Raw genomic sequence first — 22,401 nt, forward strand, 5'->3', positions numbered from 1 at the left:
ACCTATCGTTAGGCTCCCGGCGTGGCCGTCCACGGGATCGACCTCGGTACGACCAACTCCGCCATCGCCCGCATCGCCCCCGACGGCAGTCCCGCGGTCCTCGCCGGGATGTCCGGGGAGCCGACGACCGCGTCGGTCGTGCTGTTCGCCTCCCGCGACGAGTACGTCGTCGGGGAGGGCGCTCGGCGCGAGGCCCGCCTCGACCCGGAGCACGTCTGCGCGATGGTGAAGCGCCGCATGGGCGACGCGGCGTGGCGGTTCGTGGCGCACGGCAGATCGTGGTCGGCACCGGCGGTGTCGTCGCTGATCCTGTCGAGCCTCGTCGCCGACGCCCGGTTCGCCGACGGCACCGAGCCGACGTCGGCCGTGATCACGGTGCCCGCCTACTTCGGCGACGAAGAACGGCGCGCGACCGTGCAGGCCGGTGTGTACGCGGGCCTCGACGTCGTCGACGTGCTGTCCGAGCCGATCGCCGCGGCGCTGTCCTACGGCTTCGGGCGCCTCGACGGCAGCGTTGCGACGACGAAGGGGACGGGGGAGACCGTCCTCGTCTACGACCTGGGCGGTGGCACGTTCGACGTCACCGTCATCGAGCTGGCCGACCGGCGAATCTCGGTGCTGGCGGTGGAGGGCGACCACCAGCTCGGCGGCGCCGACTGGGACGAGCGGCTCGCGCTGCATCTGTCGAGGCGGTTCTGCGAGGCCGAACCGGACGCCGAGGACCCTCTCGACGACTCCGCCGGCGCGCAGGTGCTCGTGCTGGCGGCGGAACGGGCGAAGCACGAGCTGTCCGAGGCCGAACGGACCGACGTCGTCATCGCGCACGACGGCGTCCGCGTGACGGTGCCGCTGACCCGGGCGGAGCTCACCGAGCTGACCGCACCCCTGTTGCGCCGCACCGTCGACCTGACCCGCTCCTGCCTGGCCGAGGCAGCCCGGCGCGGCGTCGACCGGGTCGACCGGGTGCTGCTGGTCGGCGGGTCGTCGCGGATGCCGTCGGTCGCCGCTGCGCTGCGCACCGAGCTGGGCCTGGAGGCACTGCTGCACGACCCGGACCTCGCCGTCGCCCGCGGCGCCGCGCTGTACGGGGAGAAGAAGGAGCTCGAACGGATGGTGGCGGCCGACCTGCGTACCCGGGGCCGGCTGCGTGACGGCGACCCGGTCGAGGACGCTCCCACCGCCGATCTCGACGACGCCTGCCGTCGCGTCGCCGACGCCTTCGCCGTCCCGCTCGCGCAGGTCCGCCGGGCCGTGGAGATCCGCGTCGACACCGTGGTGTCGCGAGGTTTCGGGGTGCTGGCGGTGAGCGATGCCGGGCGCCTGGAACCCACGTGGCTGGTGCACCGCAACGACCGGCTGCCGGTGCGCACCAGCCGCTCCTTCGGCACCGTGCGGGCAGACCAGGCCGTCGTCGCGCTCACCGTCGTGGAGCAGCAGGGGCAGGCCGAGTCCCAGCGCGCCCAGGACGTCAAGATCCTCATCCAGGGCGAGATCACCGGCATCCCGCCGGGCCACGACGAGGGCAGCGAGATCCGGGTGACGTTCGAGATGGGGTTCGACGGCATCCTGCACGTCACCGCCCACCACGTCGAGGCCGCCATGCCGCTCGAGCTGACCGCGACGACGGGCGCGACGCTGTCGCAGGCCGAGGTGGCCCGCGAACGCGACCAGCTCGGCCGGGCCCGTCGCCGTGGCTGAGCGTCCGCAGCTCGACCCGTTCGACCCCAACGGCTACCGCAAGCGGGTGCTCGCCGCCGTCGAGCGGCGTGGCGGCCCCGACGAGTCCGACCCGTTCGAGCTCTACGACGTCCCCGTCGACGCGGCGGCCGCCGGCACCCTCGACGACGCGGCCGTCGTGGCCCGCATCGACGAGGTGTGGGGGTTCTGGCAGCGCCAGCGCGATCACCCCAAGTACCGGGTCCTCGTCGGGGAGCTGGTCGCCACGCACGACGTCCGCTGCGCCGACCTGCGTGACCCGGGGCGGCGCAGGCTCGCGGCAGTGGCCGCCAGGGCGGTGCGCGAACGCCGGGACGCGGCCCGCTACCAGCTCCTCGACGCCGCGATCGCCCGCCTCGTCGACCGGCACGGCGGCGTCCCGCAGGACAAGGTCGACGGGCTGCACGACGTCGGGGCCCTCGCCGGCCTCGACCGGGCCGAGGTGTCGGCGCGGCTGAACCGGCACCGGCTGCTGCCCGCGGCGCCCGCTCCGGCGCCGGCCGTCGCCGCGGTCGGGCCGGAGCAGCGGCGCCAGATCCGGGTCCTGCTCGACGAGTTCGGCCGCCTCACCGGGTCGCCCGTGCCGCCGACGCTGCTCGCCCTGCTCGGGCTGGGCACCGACGCGGGCCCGGAGGAGGTCACCGAGCGTGCCACGGGCTGGCGTGCACGTGCCCGGGAGCTGCCCCCGGACCGGCTGCGCGTCGTCGTCGACGAGCTGCTGGTGCACGTCGCCGACCTGCTCGAAGCCGGGCCGCGGGCGATCGGGGGCTACCTCGCGGCCGTGGAGGCCGACGCCGCCGACACCCTCCGCCCGCAGGTCCGGGCCGCGGTGCTGGTCGAGGACCGGTTGGTGGCCGAGGACCACGCCCATCTCGTCGACGCCGCGGTCGACGCGGGTCTGGACCGGGCGTCGGCCGCGGCGCTGGTCGCACGCCTGGCAGCCGAGCTGGGCGCGGAGGTGGAACCGCTGCCCGGCGCGAGCCCTCCGGCCCGTGACCCCGCCCCGGCCCGTGACCCCGCCCCGGCCCGTGACCTCGCTCCGGCCCGTGACCCCGCCCCGGCCCCTGACCCGGCCCCGCCCCGCGAGCCGGTCCCGCCGCGAGCCGCCGGTCCCGATCTGCGTGAGGTCCGTCGGAGCCTGCGTGGGGGCAGGCCGCGGGCCGCGGTGGCGCTGCTCGGCGACGTGCGCGGCCTCGACGGGGCGTCCGGCGCCCAGGCCCGCGCGCTCGCCGCGGAGATCGAGACCGTCCTCGCCGACGCCGCCCGCACCTGGCTCGTGCTCGACGCCGCCCGCGCCGCCCGGCGCTGGGTGGAGGCCGCCGGGCTGGCCGACCGGTTGCGGCGCACCGCCTCCGACGTGCCGGGCCCCGGCGGGCGCACCGCCGCGGACGCCGCGTCCGAGGCCGGTGCCCGGGTCGCCGCCGCCGACCGTGCGTTCGCTCTGGTGCCTACGGCGCCGGCCGTGGACCGGGTGCGCGCACTCAGGGCTGTGCTCGAGGCCTGCGTCGACCACGTGGCGGCGTCCGAGGCGCTGTGGCGGCAAGCGGCGCCCGTCGCCCCCGCATGGGTGTCGGCCGCCCGCGACGCCGCCGGCGCCGTCCTCGTGCTCTGGCAGCCGTCCACCGAGGCCGGGGTGACCCACAAGGTGGAGCGGCTCACGGGCGAGGGGGCGTGGCGGGTCGTCGGCCGGACCACCGACGCGACGATCGAGGACGGCGGCGCACCACCCGGTGTCGAGGCGCCCGTCTACCGGGTGACGACGCTGCGTGACGGCCGTGGCTCCGAGCCCGTGCGCTCCGACGGGTCCCCGCGCATCCCCACCGCGACGCAGCCGGCGACCGGCCGTCCGGAACCGTCCGGTGTGCACGCGGAGCGCGGGGCGGGCGGCGTCGTGCACGTGCGCTGGACCGGGGACCCCGATGCGCAGTACCGCGTCCGGCGCCGCCGCGCGGACGGCGGCTGGAGCGTCCTGGCCCGGGTGCGCGGCACGTCGGTCGATGACGGAAATGTCCCGCTCGGGAACCTTCCGGTGTACGAGGTCGTTCTGCTCGTCGACGGCGCCTCCCCTGGCGACGTCGTGCCCCGGGCCTGCTCGGACGGGTGAGCTGTACCGGGTCCGCCACGCTCCACCAGCGGTCCGGGCACACTGGCGGGTGGGTTGTCCGGATTCGGGACTCCGCTCACCGGTGACCGGATCACCGGCGATACCGTTGCCGCGATCGGTGACGGCACGAGCCCGCCGGGCCTGCAGGCCTCACGAGCGCAACAGAAGCAGAGGACATGAATCTCAGAATCTTCGGGTGGTCCTACGCGGTCACGGTCGTCGCGCTGGTCGTCGCCTTCCTCTACGGCGGTGTCGAGGCGCTGATCCTCTGCGCGATCCTCGGCATCCTGGAGATCTCGCTCTCGTTCGACAACGCGGTCGTCAACGCCACCGTGCTGGAGCGGATGAGCCCGTTCTGGCAGCGGATCTTCCTGACGATCGGCATCGTGATCGCCGTCTTCGGTATGCGGCTGGTGTTCCCGCTGCTCATCGTGGGCATCACGGCGAACCTGGGGCCGATCGAGGCGTTCCAGCTCGCACTCGAGCAACGGCCCGAGACCGACCCGACGAGCTACGCCTACCTGCTCAACCAGGCGTACCCGGAGATCGCGGCCTTCGGCGGCATGTTCCTGTTCATGCTCTTCCTCGACTGGGTCTTCGAGGAGCGCGAGCACAGCTGGCTCAGCTGGCTTGAGCGGCCGCTGGTCAGGATCGGCGCCCTCAACCGGGTGTCCATCGTCATCGCCATCGGCGCGCTCGTCGTCCTCGCCAGCACGCTGGCCGCCGAGCCGGGCAAGGTGCTCGTCGCAGGCTCGCTGGGTCTCGTCACGTACCTGCTGGTCAACGGCCTCGGTGACCTGTTCGACCAGGCGGGCGGCGCCGACGCCCTCGCGGGCGGCGAGGAGGCCACGGAGGAGTCCCGCAACGGGTCCGGCGGCCCGTCGAACCTCGCGAAGGCGGCCGGCAAGGCCGGCTTCTTCCTGTTCCTCTACCTCGAGGTGCTCGACGCGGCGTTCTCGTTCGACGGTGTCATCGGCGCCTTCGCGGTCACGACCGACCCGATCCTCATCGCGCTCGGCCTGGGCCTGATCGGCGCCATGTTCGTCCGCTCGCTCACGGTGTTCCTGGTGCGCAAGGGAACCCTGCAGGACTACGTCTACCTCGAGCACGGTGCCCACTGGGCGATCGGTGCGCTGTCGGTGATCCTGCTGGTCGGCATCGGCTACCACGTCAACGAGATCGTCACCGGCCTCATCGGCGTCGCGTTCATCGGCGCGGCGTTCCTGTCCAGCGTGATGCGCAACCGCAGGCTGGCCCGCGAGGGTGCCGAGACCGAACGGCCGGTCGACGAGCTTGCCGCCGGGAAGGCCGGGGCCGGCCACACCCCTGGCACGCCGGCTGCCGACACGACCGGCGCCGAGACGTCCGGCGACGTCGCCGGCACGTCGGGCGAACAGCTCCGCAAGTAACGGGTGGGGGCGGCGGACGCCGCCCCACCCCGTTCGTCCCGGATGACCCCGTAACCGAACGGAGCCATTGCATGAGCGTGAACATGACCAAGGGCCAGAAGGTCTCACTGGCCAAGCGTGGCGGCGGCAGCCTGACCGTCGTGCGGATGGGGCTGGGCTGGGACGCGGTGAAGAAGAAGGGCCTGTTCGGCGGCATGAAGTCGCAGACGATCGACCTCGACGCGTCGGCCCTGCTGTTCGACGGCGCCGGCCGGCTCGTCGATGCGGTGTGGTTCCGCCAGCTGCAGAGCCGCGACGGCTCGGTGCGCCACACCGGCGACAACCTCACCGGCGACGGTGACGGCGACGACGAGTCCGTGGTCGTCGACCTCACCCGGCTCTCGCCCGGCACCACGCAGATCGTCTTCACGGTGAACTCGTTCACCGGCCAGGACTTCTCGCAGATCGAGAACGCGTTCTGCCGCCTCGTCGACGAGACGACCGGCGAGGAGCTCGCGCGCTACGACCTCAGTGGCTCGGGCCGGCACAACGCCCAGATCATGGCGAAGGTGTCGCGCGCGGGCTCCGGGGAGTGGACGATGACGGCGATCGGCGCCGTCGCGAGCGGCCGCACGGTGCAGGACCTCGTGCCCGCCACCGCGGCGCACCTGTAGACCCGCGCTCACCACGACGGCCCGCGTCCCTCATCGAGGGCGCGGGCCGTCGTCGTGAGCAGCGAGGGGTGTTACAGGTCGAACTCCGACGGCGCGATGCCGACGGCGTTGCAGGCCTCGCGGACGGCCTGCTTCTCGTCGTCGTCGAAGTCGCCGTCGGCGCCACCGATGATGATCCCGACCTGGATCACGGCGCGGGCGGCGTCCTGCTTGCTCTTGAGCTTCGCGATCGTCTGGATCGCCTCGACCTTGCCGAAGTCGTAGTCCTTCTCGAGCTTCGAGGCGTAGAAGGTGAACTTCTCCAGCAGCTCGCTGGCCGGGAAGATCGACAGCACGTCGTTGCTCGTGATGAAGCCGGCCGTCTTCGACCGCTCCTCGGGCGAGATCGTCCCGTCGGCCGCCGCGATGAGAGCGCAGATCGCCATGCTCGCGTTCGCGAAGTCCTTGTTCTTGAACTTCCCCACCTGGGTCTTCGCGTTGGCGGACATATCGGCCGCCCGTTCCTTGAGCTGGTCCCACAGCGCCATGTCTATGGCTTCCTTCCCTCGATGTCGCGGACGCTCAGGCGCCCGCACCCAGATTGCCAGAAACGGAAAAACGGGTGGAAATCACCTGGCCGACGAGGATGTCGAGCAGCTCCTCGCCTGCAGCCACCCCGCGGGTCGTCGTGACGGTGAGATGCGGGCGTCGCCAGCCGGTGTCGGCGAGCTCGCCGTGTGCCGGCCGGACCGCCACGTCCGCGGTCTCGAGCAGGTCGGTGTCGAGCAGCGAGTCGCCCGCCGCGAACAGCGTGCCGCCGCCGCAGCGCGCCCGGACCTCCTGCGCCGCAGCGGACTTGGTGAGCGGCACCGGGACGGCGTAGACCTTGCGGCCCTGCAACGACACCCGCCAGCCACGCGGTGCGCACCAGCCGGCGAGGTCGTCGACCCAGCCCGCCGGGAGCGCGTCACGGTCGACGACGGCGTAGGCGAACAGCTCGTCGGCGTCGCGCAGCGTCCGCACGAACGGTCCCGCGACCTGGTCGAGGTGCGTGCGGACCTCGGCGATCGGGGCGACGTCGGCCAGCCGGCGCCGGACCAGCGCTGCCCACCCGGGATCGGGCACCCCGTCGACGAGCAGGTGCCCACCGTTGGCCGCCACCGCGAACGGGGCGGGCGGGCCGGGGAGCCGGACCCGGCCGAGCTGGGCACGGGTGCGCGTCGTCGTCGGCACGACGTGGGCCTCGCCGGTGAGCCGCCCGTAGACCTGCGCGGCCCGCTCGGTCATGAACGACAGCGGCGCGGCCCGGTACACCTCGACGCACAACAGCCGGGGCGCGAGCTCGTCGGGGCCGTCGAGCGCCAGCGCTGCCGCCGAGTAGATGACGGTGCGGTCGAGGTCGAGGCACACGACGGGCCGTCCCTCCCCGGGCCGGCTCATCCCGCCACCGCCAGGCCGTCGGCACCGGTGGCGCCCCGGGTGAAGCGCGGGTGGATGAGCCCGACGCAGTTGTACGGCAGGTCGGGCACCTCCTCGACCGGGACGCCGCGGCGCTGCGCCAGCAGCACGACGTGGGCGACGTCCTCTGCGGGCGCACCCGCGCGCACCAGCACCCGCCACGGGACGCGGCGCAGCAGCACCCGGGTGGTCTCGCCGACGCCGGGTTTCACGAGGTTGACGTCGTCGACCCCGTAGCGGGCCCCGACGCGGGCGACCTCGGCCGTCCGGTCCGCGTCGACGGTCCGGTCGGCCGGCGCGCACACCTCGCCGACGTGGCCGAACTCGGCGGTGACGGTGTCGAGGAAGTCGGCGGAGACGTCGGCGCCGGCGAGCTCGCGGTAGAACTTCGCGCCGTGGTACTCGCCGGGGCGCAGCAGCGCCGGGTTGAGCACGGTGCGCGAGACGAGCCCGGACACCGTCGAGTTCAGGCAGGCCGACGCGACGAGCCAGTCGTCGCGGGTGCCGTAGGTGCGGGCGCAGCGCCCGGGGTCGGCCAGCACCGCGAGGTCGGGGTCGAACCGGACCCCGGTCGTGGCGGCGTGGGCGTCGAGGGCGGCCGTCAGCTCGCGGGAGATCGCGCCCTTACCGGTCCAGCCGTCGACGAACACGACCCGCGCGGGGTCGTGGTGCGCGGCCAGGTACTCCAGCGCGACGGTGTCGATGCCCCGGCCACGCACGATCGACACGGCGTAGTGCGGCAGGTCGAGGCCGTGGGCGTGGGCGGCCCAGCGTCGCAGCAGGATCCCGACGGGCGTGCCGGCGCGGGCGAGCGAGACGAGGGTGACGTCGTGGCCGCGCTCGGTGAGGACGAGCTCGGTGACCGTCGCGACGGCGCGGGCGAGCCGCAGCGCCGACCCGTCGAGCGCGCGGCGGTACAACGCGAGGTAGTCGGGGTCGGGCTGGAACTCCTGGGGCAGCGACTCCGCGTAGTGCGCGCCCCCGCTCTGGATGGCCTCCTCGCGCTCCTCCGTGGGGGCCTCCAGCTCGACGCCGGACAGGTCGGTGAGCAGCCAGCCCACCTCGTCGGCGCGGTAGCTGCCGAAAGTGTTGCCGCGCAACGGTTCGGGAGGCATCACGGCGTCACCACCACGGTCAGTGCCTGTGTGCGCGGGGCCAGCGCGGCGAGGAGCCCTGCGTCGAGGGCGGCGGTGTCGGCGGGCGGGTCGACGACGACCAGCACGTGGTCCCAGCGCGGGTCGGTGGGGCCACCGACGTTGTAGGCGTAGCGGGGGCCGGGGCCGTCGGCGGGGTCGTCGTGGGCCGGGAAGGTGATGCCGGAGGTGAGCGCGTAGCCGGGATCGTCGACGACGACCGCGGGGGAGCGGGTCGTCGTCGAGAAGGCGATGTCGTGGCCCGCGTCGGCGAGTGTCTGCGCGATCCGCAGCGGCAACGCCATCAGCTCCTCGGTCCCGAGGACGAGGACCCGCCCGTCGAGTGCGGTGGCGTCGCCGAGCGAGGCGGCGAGGCCGGGCAGGGCGGCGGCGAGGCGGTCGTGCTCGGCCGGGCCGAAGCCGTGGCGTCCGCCGTCCGGGGTCTCGGCGGGCCACCCGAGATCGGTGAGCCGTACCCGTGGCACGTCCCGGGCCGGTGTCCCCGGCTCCGTCGGGCCGGTGCCCGGTGCCGCGTCGATCACCGCACGCAGGGCGCCGGCGCGCGCGGTGAGATCGGCCGGCAGCACGATCGCGGCCCGGGCCAGTGACACGACGTCGAGCCGGGCCCCCAGCGCCGCGACGGACGCGACGAGGTCGCTGTCGTGCGGACGGGAGTCGACCAGCGCGGCCAGGACGTAGCGCTCCCGCGGGCAGAGCCGGTGCAGCGCTGCGATGGTGTTGAACGCGGTGCGGCCCGTCGACAGCTCGTCGTCGACGAGCACCAGCGGGCGTGGCGTGGTCAGGAACGCGGCATCGGCTGGGAGCAGCAGGTGGTCGGTGGCGTGGGAGTGCTCCTCGGTGAAGCCGCCCGCGGTGGCGATGCCCTCGACCGGCCGCCGCGTCGAGTGCAGGTAGTCGGCGTGCAGCGCCTCCGCGACGCAGTGCCCCAGCGCGGTGGCCGTCTCTGCGAACCCGAGGACGGCGACGTCGTGGGCGGTCCCGCTGCCGGCCTGCCCGACAGCGTGGGCGGCGGCCGCGTGGACGGCTGCCGCCGCGTCGCGCCCGCCCCGCACGGCGGCGTGCAGGAGGTCGACGGGCAGGGCCCGCGGGGCACGGTCGTCGAGGACGTCGGCCACCCGCGCACCCAGCAGCAGGCCGGCGGCGCGGACCAGGCGCGGGTCGGTCGGGACGTGCTTGCCCAGGACCCGGGAGACGAGAAGCTGGGCACGGCGGGGGTTGCGGCGCAGGGCGAGCCCCAGCAGCACCCGGGGGTCGGCGTCGCCAGGGCCGCCGGCGTCGCGCAGCACGACACCCGTCCGGTCGACGACCGTCGCGGCCGGCGACGACGCTGTGGTGCTCACCGCGACAGGCTCGACGCGAGCAGGTCGACGACCGACACACCGGACGCCGACACCCCGAAGACGTCGGCGCGCAGCAGGGTGCGCTTCGCCCAGGCCGCGTGCGGGCGGATCTCGTTCATCCGCACCCCGCTGCCGGAGGCCATCACCCCGCCGGGGCGGTCGGTGCCCGCGACGTCGAGCGCGTCGTGGTACTCCTCCGACGTCACCACCGACAGCGCGTTGACGATCGCCACGTGGCTCGGATGGATCGCGGTCTTGCCCTGCAGGCCGTTCGCGCGGTCGAGCTGCACCTCGCGGATCAGCCCGTCGATGGCGCGCGAGACGAGGTTGCCGCGCAGCTCCGACTCGTCGTGCTCCTCGAACGGGGTGCGCCGCAGCTGTGGCTTGAACAGCCGCTCGGCGTGCCCGTAGTACTCCCAGACGGGCCCGGTCACCGTGAAGCCGGTGCCGTCGGCGCGGCCGAGGACGTTGACGACGTCGGCGATCAGGTCGGCGACGACCTTGACGTCGTAGATGGAGAAGTCGGCGGTGCGCCGCAGCCCGTAGAGGGCGCACAGGTCGGTCGCGCCGAGCCGGACGGCGAGGACGCGGTGCCGGTCGCGGTGCAGCAGGGCACGCAGCCGGGCGAGCTCGTCCACCCGCGACTCCGCGTAGAGGACCGCGCCCGACTCGATCACCGGCATCGCCCAGAGCATCCGCCCGCAGCGGCGTTCGGCCTCGTCGAGCGCGGTGAGGAACGGGGTCCCGCTGACGGCGGTGAACTTGGGCAGGACGAACCCGTCGAGCACCGCGACAGCCGGCCCGAGACGGTCGACCAGCGACGGGATCTGGCCGGGCTCGCGGACCCGGACGAACAGCAGCGGCAGGCCCGGCGCGTCGGGGTCGCGCCCGTCCGCGGTCACCTCGCGGTACAGCTCACCCAGCGAGGCCACGACGTTCGCCTCCGCGTCGCCGACGCGGTCGTCGGCGATGGCGTCCTCCAGACAGACGACGACCGAGGTGACCCCGGCCGCCGCCTGCTTGGCGACGTCGGCGGCGAGCGCGGGCCGGTCGCCGGGCATGTAGAGCGTCGCGCCGAGCGCCACCGACAGCAGGTCGGGACCGCTGTTGCGGCCGAAGTCCTGCGGGAGGCGCTCGAACAGTGCCGCGGCGTCGGCCGCGGTCAGGGACCCGAAGTGCCGCACGTGGTCTTCCTCTTCCTCATCGGACGTCCTGGCCGGACCTCTCATGACGGCCCGTACCCGTGCTCGACGACGAAGCCACGACGGTGTGGCCCCCTGCCCGCATCGCGAGCGGCGACGCGTGCCGGGGGCCGTCACCCCCCGGACGTCACTTGCTGCCGCGCGCCCACTGCATGCCCCACCCGTAGGCGCGGTCCACGTCGGACTGCCCACCGCGGATGTAGCGCATCTCCCGGTTGACGACGAGGTCGCCACCCCTGTTCTCGAGCATGGCGATCACGCAGGTGCGGGCCTGCGTGTCGGGCTCGTCGAGCCGCACCTCGATCTCCGGTCCGGACGCGGGCCACAGCGTGACGATCCCATCGGCACTGGCCCAGTTGGGGACACCCTCGTAAATGAAGGTGAACACCAGAATGCGGCGGATCTCCGCGACGCGGGACAGGTCGATGAACATGTTCTCGCCACCGGCGACGGAACCGGAGCGGTCGTCACCGTCGAGGTGGATGATCGGCGCACCGTGGCCGGGCGCGGAGAAGGCGTTGCCGAGCGCCTGGACGACGCCCTTGCTGCCGTCGGTGAACTCCCACAGGCACGCGAGGTCGAGGTCGATCGCCCCGGACCCGCCGCGGCTGAACAGGCCGCGCTTGGCCGGCTGTGCGCCGGTGCTCCACTGGAGGTTGACCCGCAGCCGGCCGCCCGCCGCGCCCCGCTTGGTGAGCGAGACCGACGGTGCGGACTTGGTCAGCGTCACCTTGGACAGCGACACCGGTGCGGCGGCCCCGGAGGCCCCGCCCGCGGCCGGAGCCGGGGCGGAGGCCTTGCCGGGGCGCTTCGTGTAGTCGATCGCCACGGCGGACGTCAGACGTTGACGCCGAAGTCGCGGGCGATGCCCGACAGCCCCGAGGCGTAGCCCTGGCCGACCGCCCGGAACTTCCAGTCCGACCCGGCGCGGTACAGCTCGCCGAAGACCATCGCGGTCTCGGTCGAGGCGTCCTCGGTGAGGTCGTAGCGGGCGAGCTCCTTCTGGTCGGCGGCGTTGACGACGCGGATGAAGGCGTTGCGCACCTGGCCGAAGTTCTGCGACCGGGCGTCGGCGTCGTAGATGCTGACCGGGAAGACGACCTTGTCGACGTCGCCGGCCATGCCCCCGAGGTTGACCTTGACCTGCTCGTCGTCGCCCTCGCCCTCACCGGTGAGGTTGTCGCCGGTGTGCTCGACGGAGCTGTCCGGGCTGGTGAGGTTGTTGAAGAAGATGAAGTGCTTGTCGGACAGGACCTTGCCGTCGGCACCCAGGACGATCGCCGAGGCGTCGAGGTCGAACTCGGTGCCGGTGGTGGTGCGCACGTCCCAGCCGAGGCCGACGATGACGTTGGTGAGGCCCGGGGCCTCCTTGGTCAGGCTGACGTTTCCACCCTTGGTGAGGCTGACGCTCACGTCGTGCTCCGAATCTGTCGTGGGAACTCTGTGTGTGTGGCTGGTGTGGCTGGTGTCGCTCGTGCCGGAGCGGGTCGTGGACCCGCCGGTGAACCGTCCCCTCCCCGCACGGGCGGCGAGCATATCGGGACGAACAGGATCGAACGGGGCGGTTCGTGCACGATGAACGTGCGGGCGCGGCGGTTGGTTCCGGGAGCGGGTGTCGACGCGCCGGGCGGGTCCGCCGCGGTCGTCGCGCCGTGTCCGATCCTGGCACGGACGTGCGGTTCCGAACAGAGGGCGGGTCGGTACGGACGCCCCGGCGGAATCGTCGGTGCCCGGTCCTAGACTCGCCCGCGATGAGCCCCGCCACCGGTACCACCGCGAAGAAGCCCGCCTCGCCCGCGAAGGCCGCCGCCGCCGCGTCCGCCCCCGCGGGCAGGCGGCTGCTGCTGCTCGACGGGCACTCGCTCGCCTACCGGGCGTTCTTCGCCCTGCCCGCGGAGAACTTCCGCACCGGCACGGGGCAGACGACCAACGCCGTCTACGGCTTCACCTCGATGCTGATCAACCTGCTGCGCGACGAGCAGCCGACGCATCTGGCCGTGGCGTTCGACGTCTCGCGCCGCACGTTCCGGTCGGAGCGCTACGCCGAATACAAGGCGAACCGGTCGTCCACGCCGGACGACTTCCGGGGCCAGGTCGACCTGATCAAGGAGGTCCTCGGCGCGCTCAACATCCCGGTGTTCGCCGTCGAGGGCTACGAGGCCGACGACGTCATCGCGACGCTGACCACGCAGGCCGAGGCGGTCGGCTTCCACGTGCTCATCACCACCGGTGACCGCGACGCGTTCCAGCTGGTCACCGACAACGTGACGGTCCTCTACCCCAAGCGCGGCGTGTCCGACCTGGGCCGGATCGACCCGGCGGAGGTCGACACCCGCTACGGCCTCACCCCCGCCCAGTACCCGGACTTCGCCGCGCTGCGCGGCGACCCCAGCGACAACCTGCCGTCGATCCCCGGTGTCGGGGAGAAGACGGCGGCCAAGTGGGTGCGCGAGTTCGGCTCGCTCGCCGAGCTGACCGACCGGGTCGACGAGGTGAAGGGCAAGGCGGGCGACGCGCTGCGCGCCAACCTGGCCCACGTGCTGCTCAACCGGCAGCTCACCGAGCTGGTGCGCGACGTCGCGCTCGACGGCGCGCCCGACGATCTCGAGGTCCGTCCCTGGGACCGCGACGCGGTGCACCGGCTGTTCGACGAGCTGGAGTTCCGGGTGCTGCGCGAGCGGCTGTTCTCCACGCTGCAGAGCGCCGAGCCGGAGGCCGAGTCGGGGTTCGACGTGCAGGGCAGCGTCGTCGCGGCCGGATCGGTGCGCACCTGGCTCGAGGAGAACGCCCGCGACGGCCGCCGGGTCGGGGTGGCCTTCTCCGGGGTGACCGGCGGGATCACCGAGCGCGACTTCAGCGGCACCGCGCTGGCCGCGGGGGAGCCGACCGTGGAGGCCCGCGCCGACGGAGCGCAGGCCGGTGTCCCGGTGGCCGGCTACCTCGACGTGCGGGGGCTCACTCCCGACGACGAGGCGGCGCTGGGGGACTGGCTCGCCGACCCCGCCGTTCCGAAGGCCTCGCACGACGTCAAGGCCGTGCTGCACGCGCTGCGAGGGCGCGGCTGGGCCCTCGGCGGCCTGACCAGCGACACGGCGCTCGCGGCCTACCTGGCCCGGCCCGGGCAGCGCTCGTTCGACCTGGCCGACCTCGCCCTGCGGTACCTGCGGCGCGAGCTGGCGCTGGAGGGTGCCCCGGCCGACGGGCAGCTGTCGCTGCTCGGCGGCGAGGAGGAGGCCGACCGCGAGCACGCCGACACCGAGATGGTCGCCGCGTCGGCGGTCTCGGAGCTGGCCGACGCGCTGGGCGCCGAACTGGCCGAGAAGGAGCAGACCCGGCTGCTGCTGGAGCTCGAGCAGCCGCTCGCGTTCGTGCTCGCCGACCTGGAGGCGGCCGGCATCGCCGTCGACCGGGCACACCTGGAGGCGCTCGAGGCCGAGTTCGCGGGCCAGGTGCAGCAGGCCGCACAGGAGGCCTACGGGGTGATCGGCAAGGAGATCAACCTCGGCTCGCCCAAGCAGCTGCAGGTCGTCCTGTTCGACGAGCTGAACATGCCCAAGACCAAGCGCACGAAGACCGGCTACACCACCGACGCCGATGCGCTGCAGAGCCTGTTCGAGCAGACCGAGCACCCGTTCCTGATGCACCTGCTCCAGCACCGGGACGCGACCCGGCTCAAGGTGACCGTCGACGGCCTGCTGAAGTCGATCGCGGCCGACGGACGCATCCACACGACCTACTCGCAGACCATCGCGGCCACGGGCCGGCTGTCCTCGACCGACCCGAACCTGCAGAACGTGCCCATCCGCACCGCCGCGGGGCGCCGGATCCGCGAGACGTTCGTCGTCGGCGACGGCTACGAACAGCTCATGACGGCCGACTACAGCCAGATCGAGATGCGGATCATGGCCCACCTGTCGGAGGACGCGGCGCTGATCGAGGCGTTCAACTCCCAGCGCGACTTCCACTCCGAGACCGCGTCGAAGGTGTTCGGCGTCGAGGCGTCGGCGGTCACGCCCGAGCAGCGCGCCAAGATCAAGGCGATGAACTACGGCTTGGCCTACGGGCTGTCGGCGTTCGGGCTGTCGGGGCAGCTGCGCATCTCCACCGAGGAGGCGCGCGGGTTGATGGACGACTACTTCGAGACGTTCGGCGGCGTGCGCGACTACCTGCGCAGCATCGTCGACATCGCTCGCAAGGACGGCTACACCGCCACCATGCTGGGGCGCCGTCGCTACCTGCCCGACCTGACCAGTGACAACCGGCAGCGCCGCGAGATGGCCGAGCGGATGGCGCTCAACGCCCCGATCCAGGGCAGCGCGGCCGACATCATCAAGGTCGCGATGCTGCGCGCGCACGCCGCGCTGCAGGCCGAGGGCCTGCGCAGCCGGATGCTGCTGCAGGTGCACGACGAGCTGGTCCTCGAGGTCGCGCAGGGCGAGCGCGACGTCGTCGACACGCTGGTCCGTCGTGAGATGGCAGCGGCCCACGAACTGTCGGTGCCGCTCGAGGTCTCGGTCGGCTACGGGCGCAGCTGGGACGACGCGGCGCACTGACCCCCGACCCCGGGACACCGGCCGCGCCGGGTGACCCCCGCACGCGGCGGCAGGCCGGCGGGCTCAGCCGAGCGCGTCGACCAGCGCCTGCGCGAATCGGGTGCCAGGGGCGCGCGGCGACCGGCCGTTCCCACGGTGGGCAGGGACGCCGGTCCGGCAGCGTAGCGATGCCCGAAGCCCGAAGCCCGAAGCCCGAAGCCCGAAGCCCGAAGCCCGATGCCCGATGCCCGATCTCCGGGCCCGACGTGCCGGGCCCGACCCTGCACTCCGGCTCTCACCCGCCGGGAGGGTGCGCACCGCCGCCGCGGCGGGGAGGATGATCGTCATGGACGTCGGACCGCCCGTCATCGCACGCATCTCCGGGGCGATGCTGGCCGTGCAGGACCAGGACGTCATGGTCGGGTTCTTCGAGAAACTGGGCTTCTGCAAGACCGTCGACCGGGCGCTGTGGCCCGGGGCGCGCTGGGTCGAGGTGGCCCTGCCGAACGCGGAGACGAGCATCGTGCTCACACCCGCCCGGGCCTACCACCGCGAACCGGACCGGCTCTACACACTGACCCTGTCCTGCCACGACCTGCTCGCCACCGCCGAGACGCTGCGTGCTGCCGGCATCGAGGTCGACGGCCCCACCCACGAGCCGTCCGGCAGCTACATCCAGGTGGTCGACCCGGAGGGCCGCGTCCTGTTCGTCGACGACAAGGCCGACCCGGCCGCGTGAGCAGGCCCGTCCCCCCGGTGCCTCCGACCGGGTGACGGCGCACCGGCGTGCCCCGCACGGACCTGACGGTCGCGGCCGGTAGCCTTCGGGCTCGAACGGCTGTTCGTGCGATCGGAGGATGCGGGTGCGGGTGCTCGGCGTCGATCCGGGACTGACACGCTGCGGTATCGGCGTCGTCGACTCGACCGGGGGCCGGGGGGTCGCGTTCGTCGCTGTCGACGTCGTCCGCACCACCGCTGACGAACCGCTCGCGCAGCGCCTGCTCGCCGTCGCCGACGCGGCCGACCGGTGGATCGCCGCGTTCGCCCCGGACGTCGTCGCGGTCGAGCGCGTGTTCGCCCAGAACAACGTCCGCACGGTGATGGGCACCGCCCAGGCCAGCGGGGTCGTCGCGCTCGCAGCGGCGCGGGCCGGGCTGCCCGTCGCGTTCCACACCCCGAGCGAGGTCAAGGCCGCAGTCACCGGCGCGGGCCGCGCCGACAAGGCCCAGGTGACGACGATGGTGACCCGGCTGCTGGGCCTCGACGCCCCGCCCCGGCCCGCCGACGCCGCCGACGCGCTCGCACTGGCCATCTGCCACTGCTGGCGCGGCCCGATGCAGACGCGGATGGCCGAGGCGCAGGCCAGGTCCGCCGAGCTCGCCAAGCGACACAAGGCCCGGCTCGCCGCCGCGGCGAAGGGAGCGTCCCGATGATCGCCAGCGTGCGCGGCGAGGTGCTGTCGATCGGCCTCGACCACGCGGTCGTCGAGGCCGGCAACGGCATCGGCTACGCCGTGTTCGCGACGCCCGCGACCCTGGCCGGGCTCCGGCGCGGCCACGAGGCCCGGCTCGCGACGCTGCTCGTGGTCAGGGAGGACTCGCTGACCCTCTTCGGGTTCGCCGACGTCGACGAGCGGGAGCTGTTCGTCCTGCTGCAGACCGTCACCGGCGTCGGCCCCCGGCTGGCGCTGGCGACGCTCGCGGTGCTCGACCCCGACACGCTGCGCCGGGCGCTGTCCGAGGGCGACCTCACGACGCTGATGCGGATCCCCGGCGTCGGCCGCAAGAGCGCGGAACGGCTGGTCGTGGAGCTGCGCGACAAGGTCGTCGCCCCCACCCCGGTCGCGCACGGCGACGCGCCGCCGGTGCTCACCGGGAACACCCGCCGCGACCAGGTCGTCGAGGCGCTGGTCGGGCTGGGCTTCACCGCGAGGCCCGCCGAGGCCGCGGTCGACGGGGTGCTCGCAGGTGCACCCGACGCCGACCCGTCGACGCTGCTGCGGTCGGCGCTGACGCAGCTGGGCCGGACGTGAGCCGGGGGAGCGCGGCGTCGCGGGCGGGGTCGTGGGTGACCCGTGGGTGACGCCGTGAGCGACGAGGGCCTGCGGGAGGCCGAGCCGGAGGTCGACGACCGCGACCTCACCGCCGAGGTGCTCGAGGAGGACCTCGACGTCGAGGGTTCGCTGCGGCCGCGCCGGCTCGACGAGTTCATCGGCCAGCCCCGGGTGCGCGAACAGCTGGAGCTAGTCCTGGAGGGGGCGCGCCGCCGCGGCGCACCACCCGACCACATCCTGCTGTCCGGCCCGCCCGGGCTCGGCAAGACGAGCCTGTCGATGATCGTGGCCGCCGAGCTGGGCGCGGCGATCCGGCTGACGTCGGGACCGGCCCTGGAACGCGCGGGCGACCTCGCGGCGATGCTGTCCAACCTGCTGCCCGGCGACGTCCTGTTCATCGACGAGATCCACCGCATCGCCCGGCCCGCCGAGGAGATGCTCTACCTCGCGATGGAGGACTTCCGGGTCGACGTCGTCGTCGGCAAGGGACCAGGGGCGACGTCGATCCCGCTCGACATCGCGCCGTTCACGCTGGTCGGAGCCACGACGCGGTCCGGCGCACTGACCGGACCGCTGCGCGACCGGTTCGGCTTCACCGGCCACATGGAGTTCTACGACGCCGCCGAGCTGGAGCTCGTGCTGCGGCGCGCGGCCGTCATTCTCGGGGTCGACCTTCGGCCGGAGGGGGCCGTCGAGATCGCCCGCCGGTCGCGCGGCACGCCCCGGATCGCGAACCGGCTCCTGCGCCGGGTGCGTGACTACGCGGAGGTCCGCGCCGACGGCGCGGTCACCCTCGAGGTGGCACGGGAGGCGCTCGCCGTCTACGACGTCGACGAGCTCGGCCTCGACCGGCTCGACCGGGCGGTGCTGTCGGCGCTGGTCAAGTCGTTCGGCGGGGGGCCGGTGGGGGTCTCCACGTTGGCCGTGGCGGTCGGCGAGGAACCCGGTACCGTCGAGGAGGTCTGCGAGCCGTATCTTCTGCGCGCAGGCATGCTGGCCCGCACGCCGCGGGGCCGGGTCGCGACCGCCGCGGCATGGGCCCATCTGGGGATGGTTCCTCCTCCGGACGTCACCGGTCAGGCGTCCCAGGCGTTGTTCTGAACAAGGCGGTCGAGACCCCGGCGTCGCGCGATCCGCGGTGCTGGCAGACTCGGGCCGACCTGCGAAGATACGGAGATCTCAGAAGATCATGGAAACGCTGCTCTTTCCCCTGCTCATCCTCCTGCTGTTCATCCCGATCTTCCTGTCCGGTCGCAAGCAGCGCCGACAGGTGCAGGAGACCCAGCGGCTCCAGGCCGCCCTCGAGGTCGGCGACGTCGTCACCACGACGTCCGGCCTGCGCGGCACCATCGTCGACTCCTCCTACGAGGACACCATCGACCTCGAGATCGCCGACGGTGTCGTGACGACGTGGCTGCGTGCCGCGGTCCGCGACAGGGTCGACACCACCCCCGACGACGCGTCGGAGCTGACCGGGGACGACGCCATTCCGGCGGCCCCGGCCGAGCCGGCCCGTCCGTCGCTGGAGAAGAACCCCGGCCCCGACGCCACGCCCGCCGGTGGCGCCGCCACCAACGGCACCGCCGGAACCAGCACCAACGGCACCGCCGGTGCCACCGACGACGACGCCCAGACGGGCGGCACGCCGGGCTCGCGCAACTGACGACCCGAGGGCGGCCACCGCGATCAGACGATCGGGCCGCCCGCCCGGGCCCCGGTCGTCGGTGCCCGGCTACCTCCTGGAGACCTGCACGTGGCAACGACCCCGGGGCGCATCCGCCCCTGGCGGTACCTGGCGTCCTTCGTCGGGATCGTCGTCATCCTGTACGCCCTGGTGTTCTTCACCGGCGACGGGAAGGCCACCCCCAAGCTGGGGATCGACCTGCAGGGCGGCACCCAGGTGACGCTCACGGCACGGACCACGACGGGTGAGGACCCGCCTCGCGACCAGCTGGTGCAGGCCCAGGAGATCATCGAACGGCGGGTGAACGGTCTCGGTGTGAGCGGCGCCGAGGTCGTCCTCGACGGCACGAACATCAACATCACCGTCCCGGGCGACGGTGGTGACGAGGCGAAGTCGCTCGGCCAGACGGCCCAGCTGCGTATCCGCCCCGTCCTGCAGGACGCGGCGGCGACTCTTCCCGGCGCCGGCACGCCGACCTCGCCGGGCGACACCGGTGGGACGGCCGACCAGGGCGGCACGGGCACCGGTCCGGGCGCTCCCGCCACCGGTCAGCCGCAGGGGCTCGGCGCGCTCGACACGTCCCACGGTGCGATCGCGCCGGTCTCGTACTCGACGCCGCTGCGCGACCCCGCCGTCGGTCCGGCTCAGCAGACGCCGCCGCCGACGCCGGGCACGACCGCCCCCGCCGCGCCCGCGGCCCCGGGCGCGGCTGCGTCGGAGCCGGTCGACCCGGCCCTGAAGGCTGCGGTCGACCAGGCCAAGGCGACCCGGCAGAGCACCGACCCGGCGACACTGCAGGCCGCCCTCGCGGCGCTGGACTGCACCAAGCAGGACCCGCTGCTCGGCTACGACGACCCGGCGCTGCCGCTCGTCGCGTGCAGCGAGGACAAGCAGGCGAAGTACATCCTCGACAAGACGCTGATCGAGGGCACCGACATCGACAGCGCCCAGGCCGGACAGAACCAGAACAGCGTCGACTGGGTGGTCAGCCTGACGTTCAAGTCGGCGGCCGCGCAGGCGTGGGGGGACTACACGAGCCAGAACGTCGGCAAGGCAGCGGCCTTCGTCCTCGACGGCCAGGTCGTGTCCGCCCCGACGATCAACCAGCCGATCTTCGGGACCACCGAGGTCAGCGGCAACTTCAACCAGCAACGCGCCCAGGACCTCGCCGGTGTCCTGCGCTACGGGTCGCTGCCGCTGTCGTTCCAGTCCTCGCAGGCCGAGACGATCTCGGCGACCCTCGGCACGGCGTCGTTGCAGGCGGGTCTCATCGCCGGGGCCATCGGGCTCGCGCTGGTGTTCGTCTACTGCCTGTTCTACTACCGCATCCTCGGCGTGCTGACGATCCTGTCGCTGGTCCTGTCGGGGCTGGTCGTCTACGCGGTCCTGGTGCTGCTCGGCAGATGGGTGGGCCTCACCCTCGACCTCGCCGGCGTCGCCGGGTTCATCGTGGCCATCGGCATCACGGCGGACTCGTTCGTCATCTTCTTCGAGAGACTCAAGGACGAGATGCGGGAGGGCCGGACGTTCCGGGCGGCGGTGCCGCGCGGCTGGGTCCGCGCCCGGCGCACGATCCTGTCGGCCGACGCGGTCAGCTTCCTGGCGTCCGCGGTGCTCTACATCCTGGCCGTCGGCCAGGTGAAGGGCTTCGCGTTCACCCTCGGCATGTCGACGGTGCTCGACCTCGTCGTCGTGTTCCTGGTGACGCACCCGCTCGTCGCGCTGGCGTCGAACTCGAAGGTGTTCTCCAGCCCGGCCCTGTCGGGGCTGGGCAGCGTCGCCGCGATCGGCGCCGAACGCCGGCGTGCGGCCGCAACGGCCGGGAAGGGGGCCTGACGTGGCCTCGCAGGACACGACCACGAAAACCGTGAAGAAGCCCGCGCCGACGCGCGGAAGCACGCTGAGCAGGCTCTACACCGGCACGGGCGCGTTCGACATCGTCGGCAAGCGCAAGGTCTGGTACATCGCCTTCGGTGCGCTGGTGCTGATCTGCCTGCTCTCGATCGTCCTCCGCGGCTTCAACCTCGGGATCGACTTCACCGGCGGCACGAAGATCCAGTTCTCGGCCACCGGCGCCACCGGCCCGATCTCGACCCAGCAGGTCTCCGACGTCTACCAGCGCACCATCGGCGAGGAGCCGGCGTCGGTGCAGACAGCGGGGACGGGTGCGTCGGCGACGATCCAGCTCCGGTCCGAGCCGCTCGACCAGGCTCGGACGATCGCGCTCAAGGACGCCCTGAACCAGGAGTTCCAGCCGCTCGGCCCCGACGGCAGGCCGTCGGCGCAGGCCATCAGCGACAGCGCGGTCAGCGGCATCTGGGGTGGGCAGATCACCCGCCAGGCGGTCATCGCGCTCGCGGTGTTCCTGGTGCTGGTCACGCTGTTCCTGGCGTTCTACTTCGAACGTGCGATGGCCGTCGCGGCGCTCGTGGCGCTCGTCCACGACGTGATCGTCACGGCCGGCATCTACTCGATCATCGGCTTCGAGGTCACCCCGGCCACGGTCATCGGGCTGCTCACGATCCTCGGGTTCTCCCTGTACGACACGGTCGTCGTGTTCGACAAGGTCCGGGAGAACGTCCGCGGCCTGCTCGGGCTGACCCGGCGCACCTACGGCGAGGCGGCGAACCTCGCGCTGAACCAGACGCTGATGCGCTCGATCAACACCTCGCTCATCGCGGTGCTGCCGGTGCTCGGCCTGATGGTCGTCGGTGTCGGGCTGCTCGGCGTCGGCACGCTGGCCGACCTGGCGCTGGTGCAGCTCGTCGGCATCGTCGCCGGTGCGCTGTCCTCGCTGATGCTGGCCACGCCGCTGCTGGTCGACCTGAAGATGCGCGACCCGCGCTTCCGCAAGCAGGCCGAGCGGGTCGCGGCCCGCCGGGCCCGCGCGGCGCGCACGGGTGGTGCCCGGGCGACCGACGCGGACGGCGACGACGACTCCACCGACGACGAGTCCATCGACCGGGAGCTGCGCCGCGAACGTGCGGCCGCCGCCGCGGCGGGCACGTCCGCCCGGGCGCAGGGCCGTGGTCCCCGGGGCGGTGGGAACGGCCGTCCGACGGGCAAGTCGGGCAGGCCGACGGCACAGCCGACCGGCAAGCAGCGCCGCCGGTGACC

Annotated in this window: 19 protein-coding genes; 12 read left to right on the plus strand and 7 right to left on the minus strand. The window is 73.3% G+C overall.

Annotated features, from left to right (window positions below):
• The first annotated feature begins 21 nt into the window (after positions 1 to 21).
• From TOK_RS23265 to TOK_RS23280, 4 genes are all read left to right on the plus strand, one after another.
• A complete protein-coding gene (locus tag TOK_RS23265; RefSeq protein ID WP_098960125.1) occupies positions 22 to 1,698 on the plus strand; it encodes an Hsp70 family protein in 1,677 nt (558 codons plus the stop codon).
• Positions 1,691 to 3,820 (plus strand): hypothetical protein, encoded by a 2,130-nt coding sequence (locus tag TOK_RS23270; RefSeq protein WP_098960126.1) that lies wholly within the window; start codon positions 1,691 to 1,693, stop codon positions 3,818 to 3,820. The genes TOK_RS23265 and TOK_RS23270 overlap by 8 nt, the downstream gene beginning before the upstream one ends.
• 176 nt (positions 3,821 to 3,996) lie before the next feature.
• Positions 3,997 to 5,229 (plus strand): DUF475 domain-containing protein, encoded by a 1,233-nt coding sequence (locus TOK_RS23275; protein WP_098960127.1) that lies wholly within the window; start codon positions 3,997 to 3,999, stop codon positions 5,227 to 5,229.
• Between the two features lie 71 nt (positions 5,230 to 5,300).
• Positions 5,301 to 5,882, plus strand: coding sequence for a TerD family protein (locus TOK_RS23280; protein ID WP_098960128.1), 582 nt, complete (start codon positions 5,301 to 5,303; stop codon positions 5,880 to 5,882).
• A gap of 71 nt (positions 5,883 to 5,953) precedes the next feature.
• On the opposite strand, the gene TOK_RS23285 is transcribed toward TOK_RS23280, so the two are convergent.
• The 7 genes from TOK_RS23285 to TOK_RS23315 all read right to left on the minus strand — a co-directional run bounded on the left by TOK_RS23285 (position 5,954) and on the right by TOK_RS23315 (position 12,428).
• On the minus strand, positions 5,954 to 6,409 hold the full coding sequence (locus tag TOK_RS23285; RefSeq protein ID WP_098960129.1) for a tellurite resistance TerB family protein: 456 nt from the start codon (positions 6,407 to 6,409) through the stop codon (positions 5,954 to 5,956).
• A gap of 34 nt (positions 6,410 to 6,443) precedes the next feature.
• Positions 6,444 to 7,301 carry an HAD family hydrolase gene (locus TOK_RS23290; RefSeq protein ID WP_098960130.1) on the minus strand — a complete coding sequence of 286 codons (858 nt, stop codon included), beginning with the start codon at positions 7,299 to 7,301 and terminating at the stop codon, positions 6,444 to 6,446.
• On the minus strand, positions 7,298 to 8,434 hold the full coding sequence (locus tag TOK_RS23295) for a cysteine protease StiP family protein (RefSeq protein WP_253258593.1): 1,137 nt from the start codon (positions 8,432 to 8,434) through the stop codon (positions 7,298 to 7,300). Before TOK_RS23295 ends, TOK_RS23290 begins: the two co-directional genes overlap by 4 nt.
• A complete protein-coding gene (locus TOK_RS23300; RefSeq protein ID WP_216362073.1) occupies positions 8,434 to 9,813 on the minus strand; it encodes a phosphoribosyltransferase family protein in 1,380 nt (459 codons plus the stop codon). The genes TOK_RS23295 and TOK_RS23300 overlap by 1 nt, the downstream gene beginning before the upstream one ends.
• Entirely contained in the window at positions 9,810 to 10,997 is a 1,188-nt protein-coding gene (locus tag TOK_RS23305; protein WP_098960132.1) for an HpcH/HpaI aldolase/citrate lyase family protein, read from the minus strand. Before TOK_RS23305 ends, TOK_RS23300 begins: the two co-directional genes overlap by 4 nt.
• A gap of 145 nt (positions 10,998 to 11,142) precedes the next feature.
• Positions 11,143 to 11,844: a tellurium resistance protein gene (locus tag TOK_RS23310; protein WP_098960133.1), complete on the minus strand. Its 702-nt coding sequence runs from the start codon at positions 11,842 to 11,844 to the stop codon at positions 11,143 to 11,145.
• An 8-nt stretch (positions 11,845 to 11,852) separates the two neighbouring features.
• Positions 11,853 to 12,428, minus strand: a complete 576-nt coding sequence (locus TOK_RS23315) for a TerD family protein (protein ID WP_098960134.1) — start codon at positions 12,426 to 12,428, stop codon at positions 11,853 to 11,855.
• Between the two features lie 338 nt (positions 12,429 to 12,766).
• Between TOK_RS23315 and polA the strand changes: the two genes are divergently transcribed.
• The 8 genes from polA (at position 12,767) to secF (ending at position 22,399) form a co-directional block, all read left to right on the plus strand.
• Entirely contained in the window at positions 12,767 to 15,568 is a 2,802-nt protein-coding gene (polA, locus tag TOK_RS23320) for a DNA polymerase I (protein ID WP_253258582.1), read from the plus strand.
• 325 nt (positions 15,569 to 15,893) lie between these two features.
• Positions 15,894 to 16,286 (plus strand): VOC family protein, encoded by a 393-nt coding sequence (locus TOK_RS23325; RefSeq protein WP_141566514.1) that lies wholly within the window; start codon positions 15,894 to 15,896, stop codon positions 16,284 to 16,286.
• A gap of 124 nt (positions 16,287 to 16,410) precedes the next feature.
• Positions 16,411 to 16,980: a crossover junction endodeoxyribonuclease RuvC gene (ruvC, locus tag TOK_RS23330; RefSeq protein WP_172457737.1), complete on the plus strand. Its 570-nt coding sequence runs from the start codon at positions 16,411 to 16,413 to the stop codon at positions 16,978 to 16,980.
• On the plus strand, positions 16,977 to 17,579 hold the full coding sequence (gene ruvA / locus TOK_RS23335) for a Holliday junction branch migration protein RuvA (RefSeq protein WP_098960136.1): 603 nt from the start codon (positions 16,977 to 16,979) through the stop codon (positions 17,577 to 17,579). The genes ruvC and ruvA overlap by 4 nt, the downstream gene beginning before the upstream one ends.
• Before the next feature lie 117 nt (positions 17,580 to 17,696).
• On the plus strand, positions 17,697 to 18,701 hold the full coding sequence (ruvB, locus tag TOK_RS23340) for a Holliday junction branch migration DNA helicase RuvB (protein WP_098960197.1): 1,005 nt from the start codon (positions 17,697 to 17,699) through the stop codon (positions 18,699 to 18,701).
• Between the two features lie 88 nt (positions 18,702 to 18,789).
• Positions 18,790 to 19,263, plus strand: a complete 474-nt coding sequence (gene yajC, locus TOK_RS33530) for a preprotein translocase subunit YajC (RefSeq protein ID WP_098960137.1) — start codon at positions 18,790 to 18,792, stop codon at positions 19,261 to 19,263.
• A gap of 90 nt (positions 19,264 to 19,353) precedes the next feature.
• The gene (gene secD, locus TOK_RS23350; RefSeq protein ID WP_098960138.1) at positions 19,354 to 21,120 is read left to right on the plus strand and encodes a protein translocase subunit SecD; all 1,767 of its coding nucleotides are present in this window, start codon (positions 19,354 to 19,356) and stop codon (positions 21,118 to 21,120) included.
• Between the two features lie 31 nt (positions 21,121 to 21,151).
• Positions 21,152 to 22,399, plus strand: a complete 1,248-nt coding sequence (secF, locus tag TOK_RS23355; protein WP_216362074.1) for a protein translocase subunit SecF — start codon at positions 21,152 to 21,154, stop codon at positions 22,397 to 22,399.
• Positions 22,400 to 22,401: the final 2 nt, after the last annotated feature.

This window comes from Pseudonocardia sp. N23 (assembly GCF_002583555.1).
Taxonomy (GTDB): Bacteria; Actinomycetota; Actinomycetes; order Mycobacteriales; family Pseudonocardiaceae; genus Pseudonocardia.

Bases quoted from the DNA above. Each gene is read 5' to 3' on its own strand.
- TOK_RS23285 (WP_098960129.1), bottom strand. From the start codon at position 6,409: ATGGCGCTGTGGGACCAGCTCAAGGAACGGGCGGCCGATATGTCCGCC.
- ruvA (WP_098960136.1), top strand. From the start codon at position 16,977: ATGATCGCCAGCGTGCGCGGCGAGGTGCTGTCGATCGGCCTCGACCAC.
- TOK_RS23275 (WP_098960127.1), top strand. From the start codon at position 3,997: ATGAATCTCAGAATCTTCGGGTGGTCCTACGCGGTCACGGTCGTCGCG.
- TOK_RS23280 (WP_098960128.1), top strand. From the start codon at position 5,301: ATGAGCGTGAACATGACCAAGGGCCAGAAGGTCTCACTGGCCAAGCGT.
- TOK_RS23295 (WP_253258593.1), bottom strand. From the start codon at position 8,434: ATGCCTCCCGAACCGTTGCGCGGCAACACTTTCGGCAGCTACCGCGCC.
- TOK_RS23325 (WP_141566514.1), top strand. From the start codon at position 15,894: ATGGACGTCGGACCGCCCGTCATCGCACGCATCTCCGGGGCGATGCTG.
- yajC (WP_098960137.1), top strand. From the start codon at position 18,790: ATGGAAACGCTGCTCTTTCCCCTGCTCATCCTCCTGCTGTTCATCCCG.
- polA (WP_253258582.1), top strand. From the start codon at position 12,767: ATGAGCCCCGCCACCGGTACCACCGCGAAGAAGCCCGCCTCGCCCGCG.
- TOK_RS23290 (WP_098960130.1), bottom strand. From the start codon at position 7,301: ATGAGCCGGCCCGGGGAGGGACGGCCCGTCGTGTGCCTCGACCTCGAC.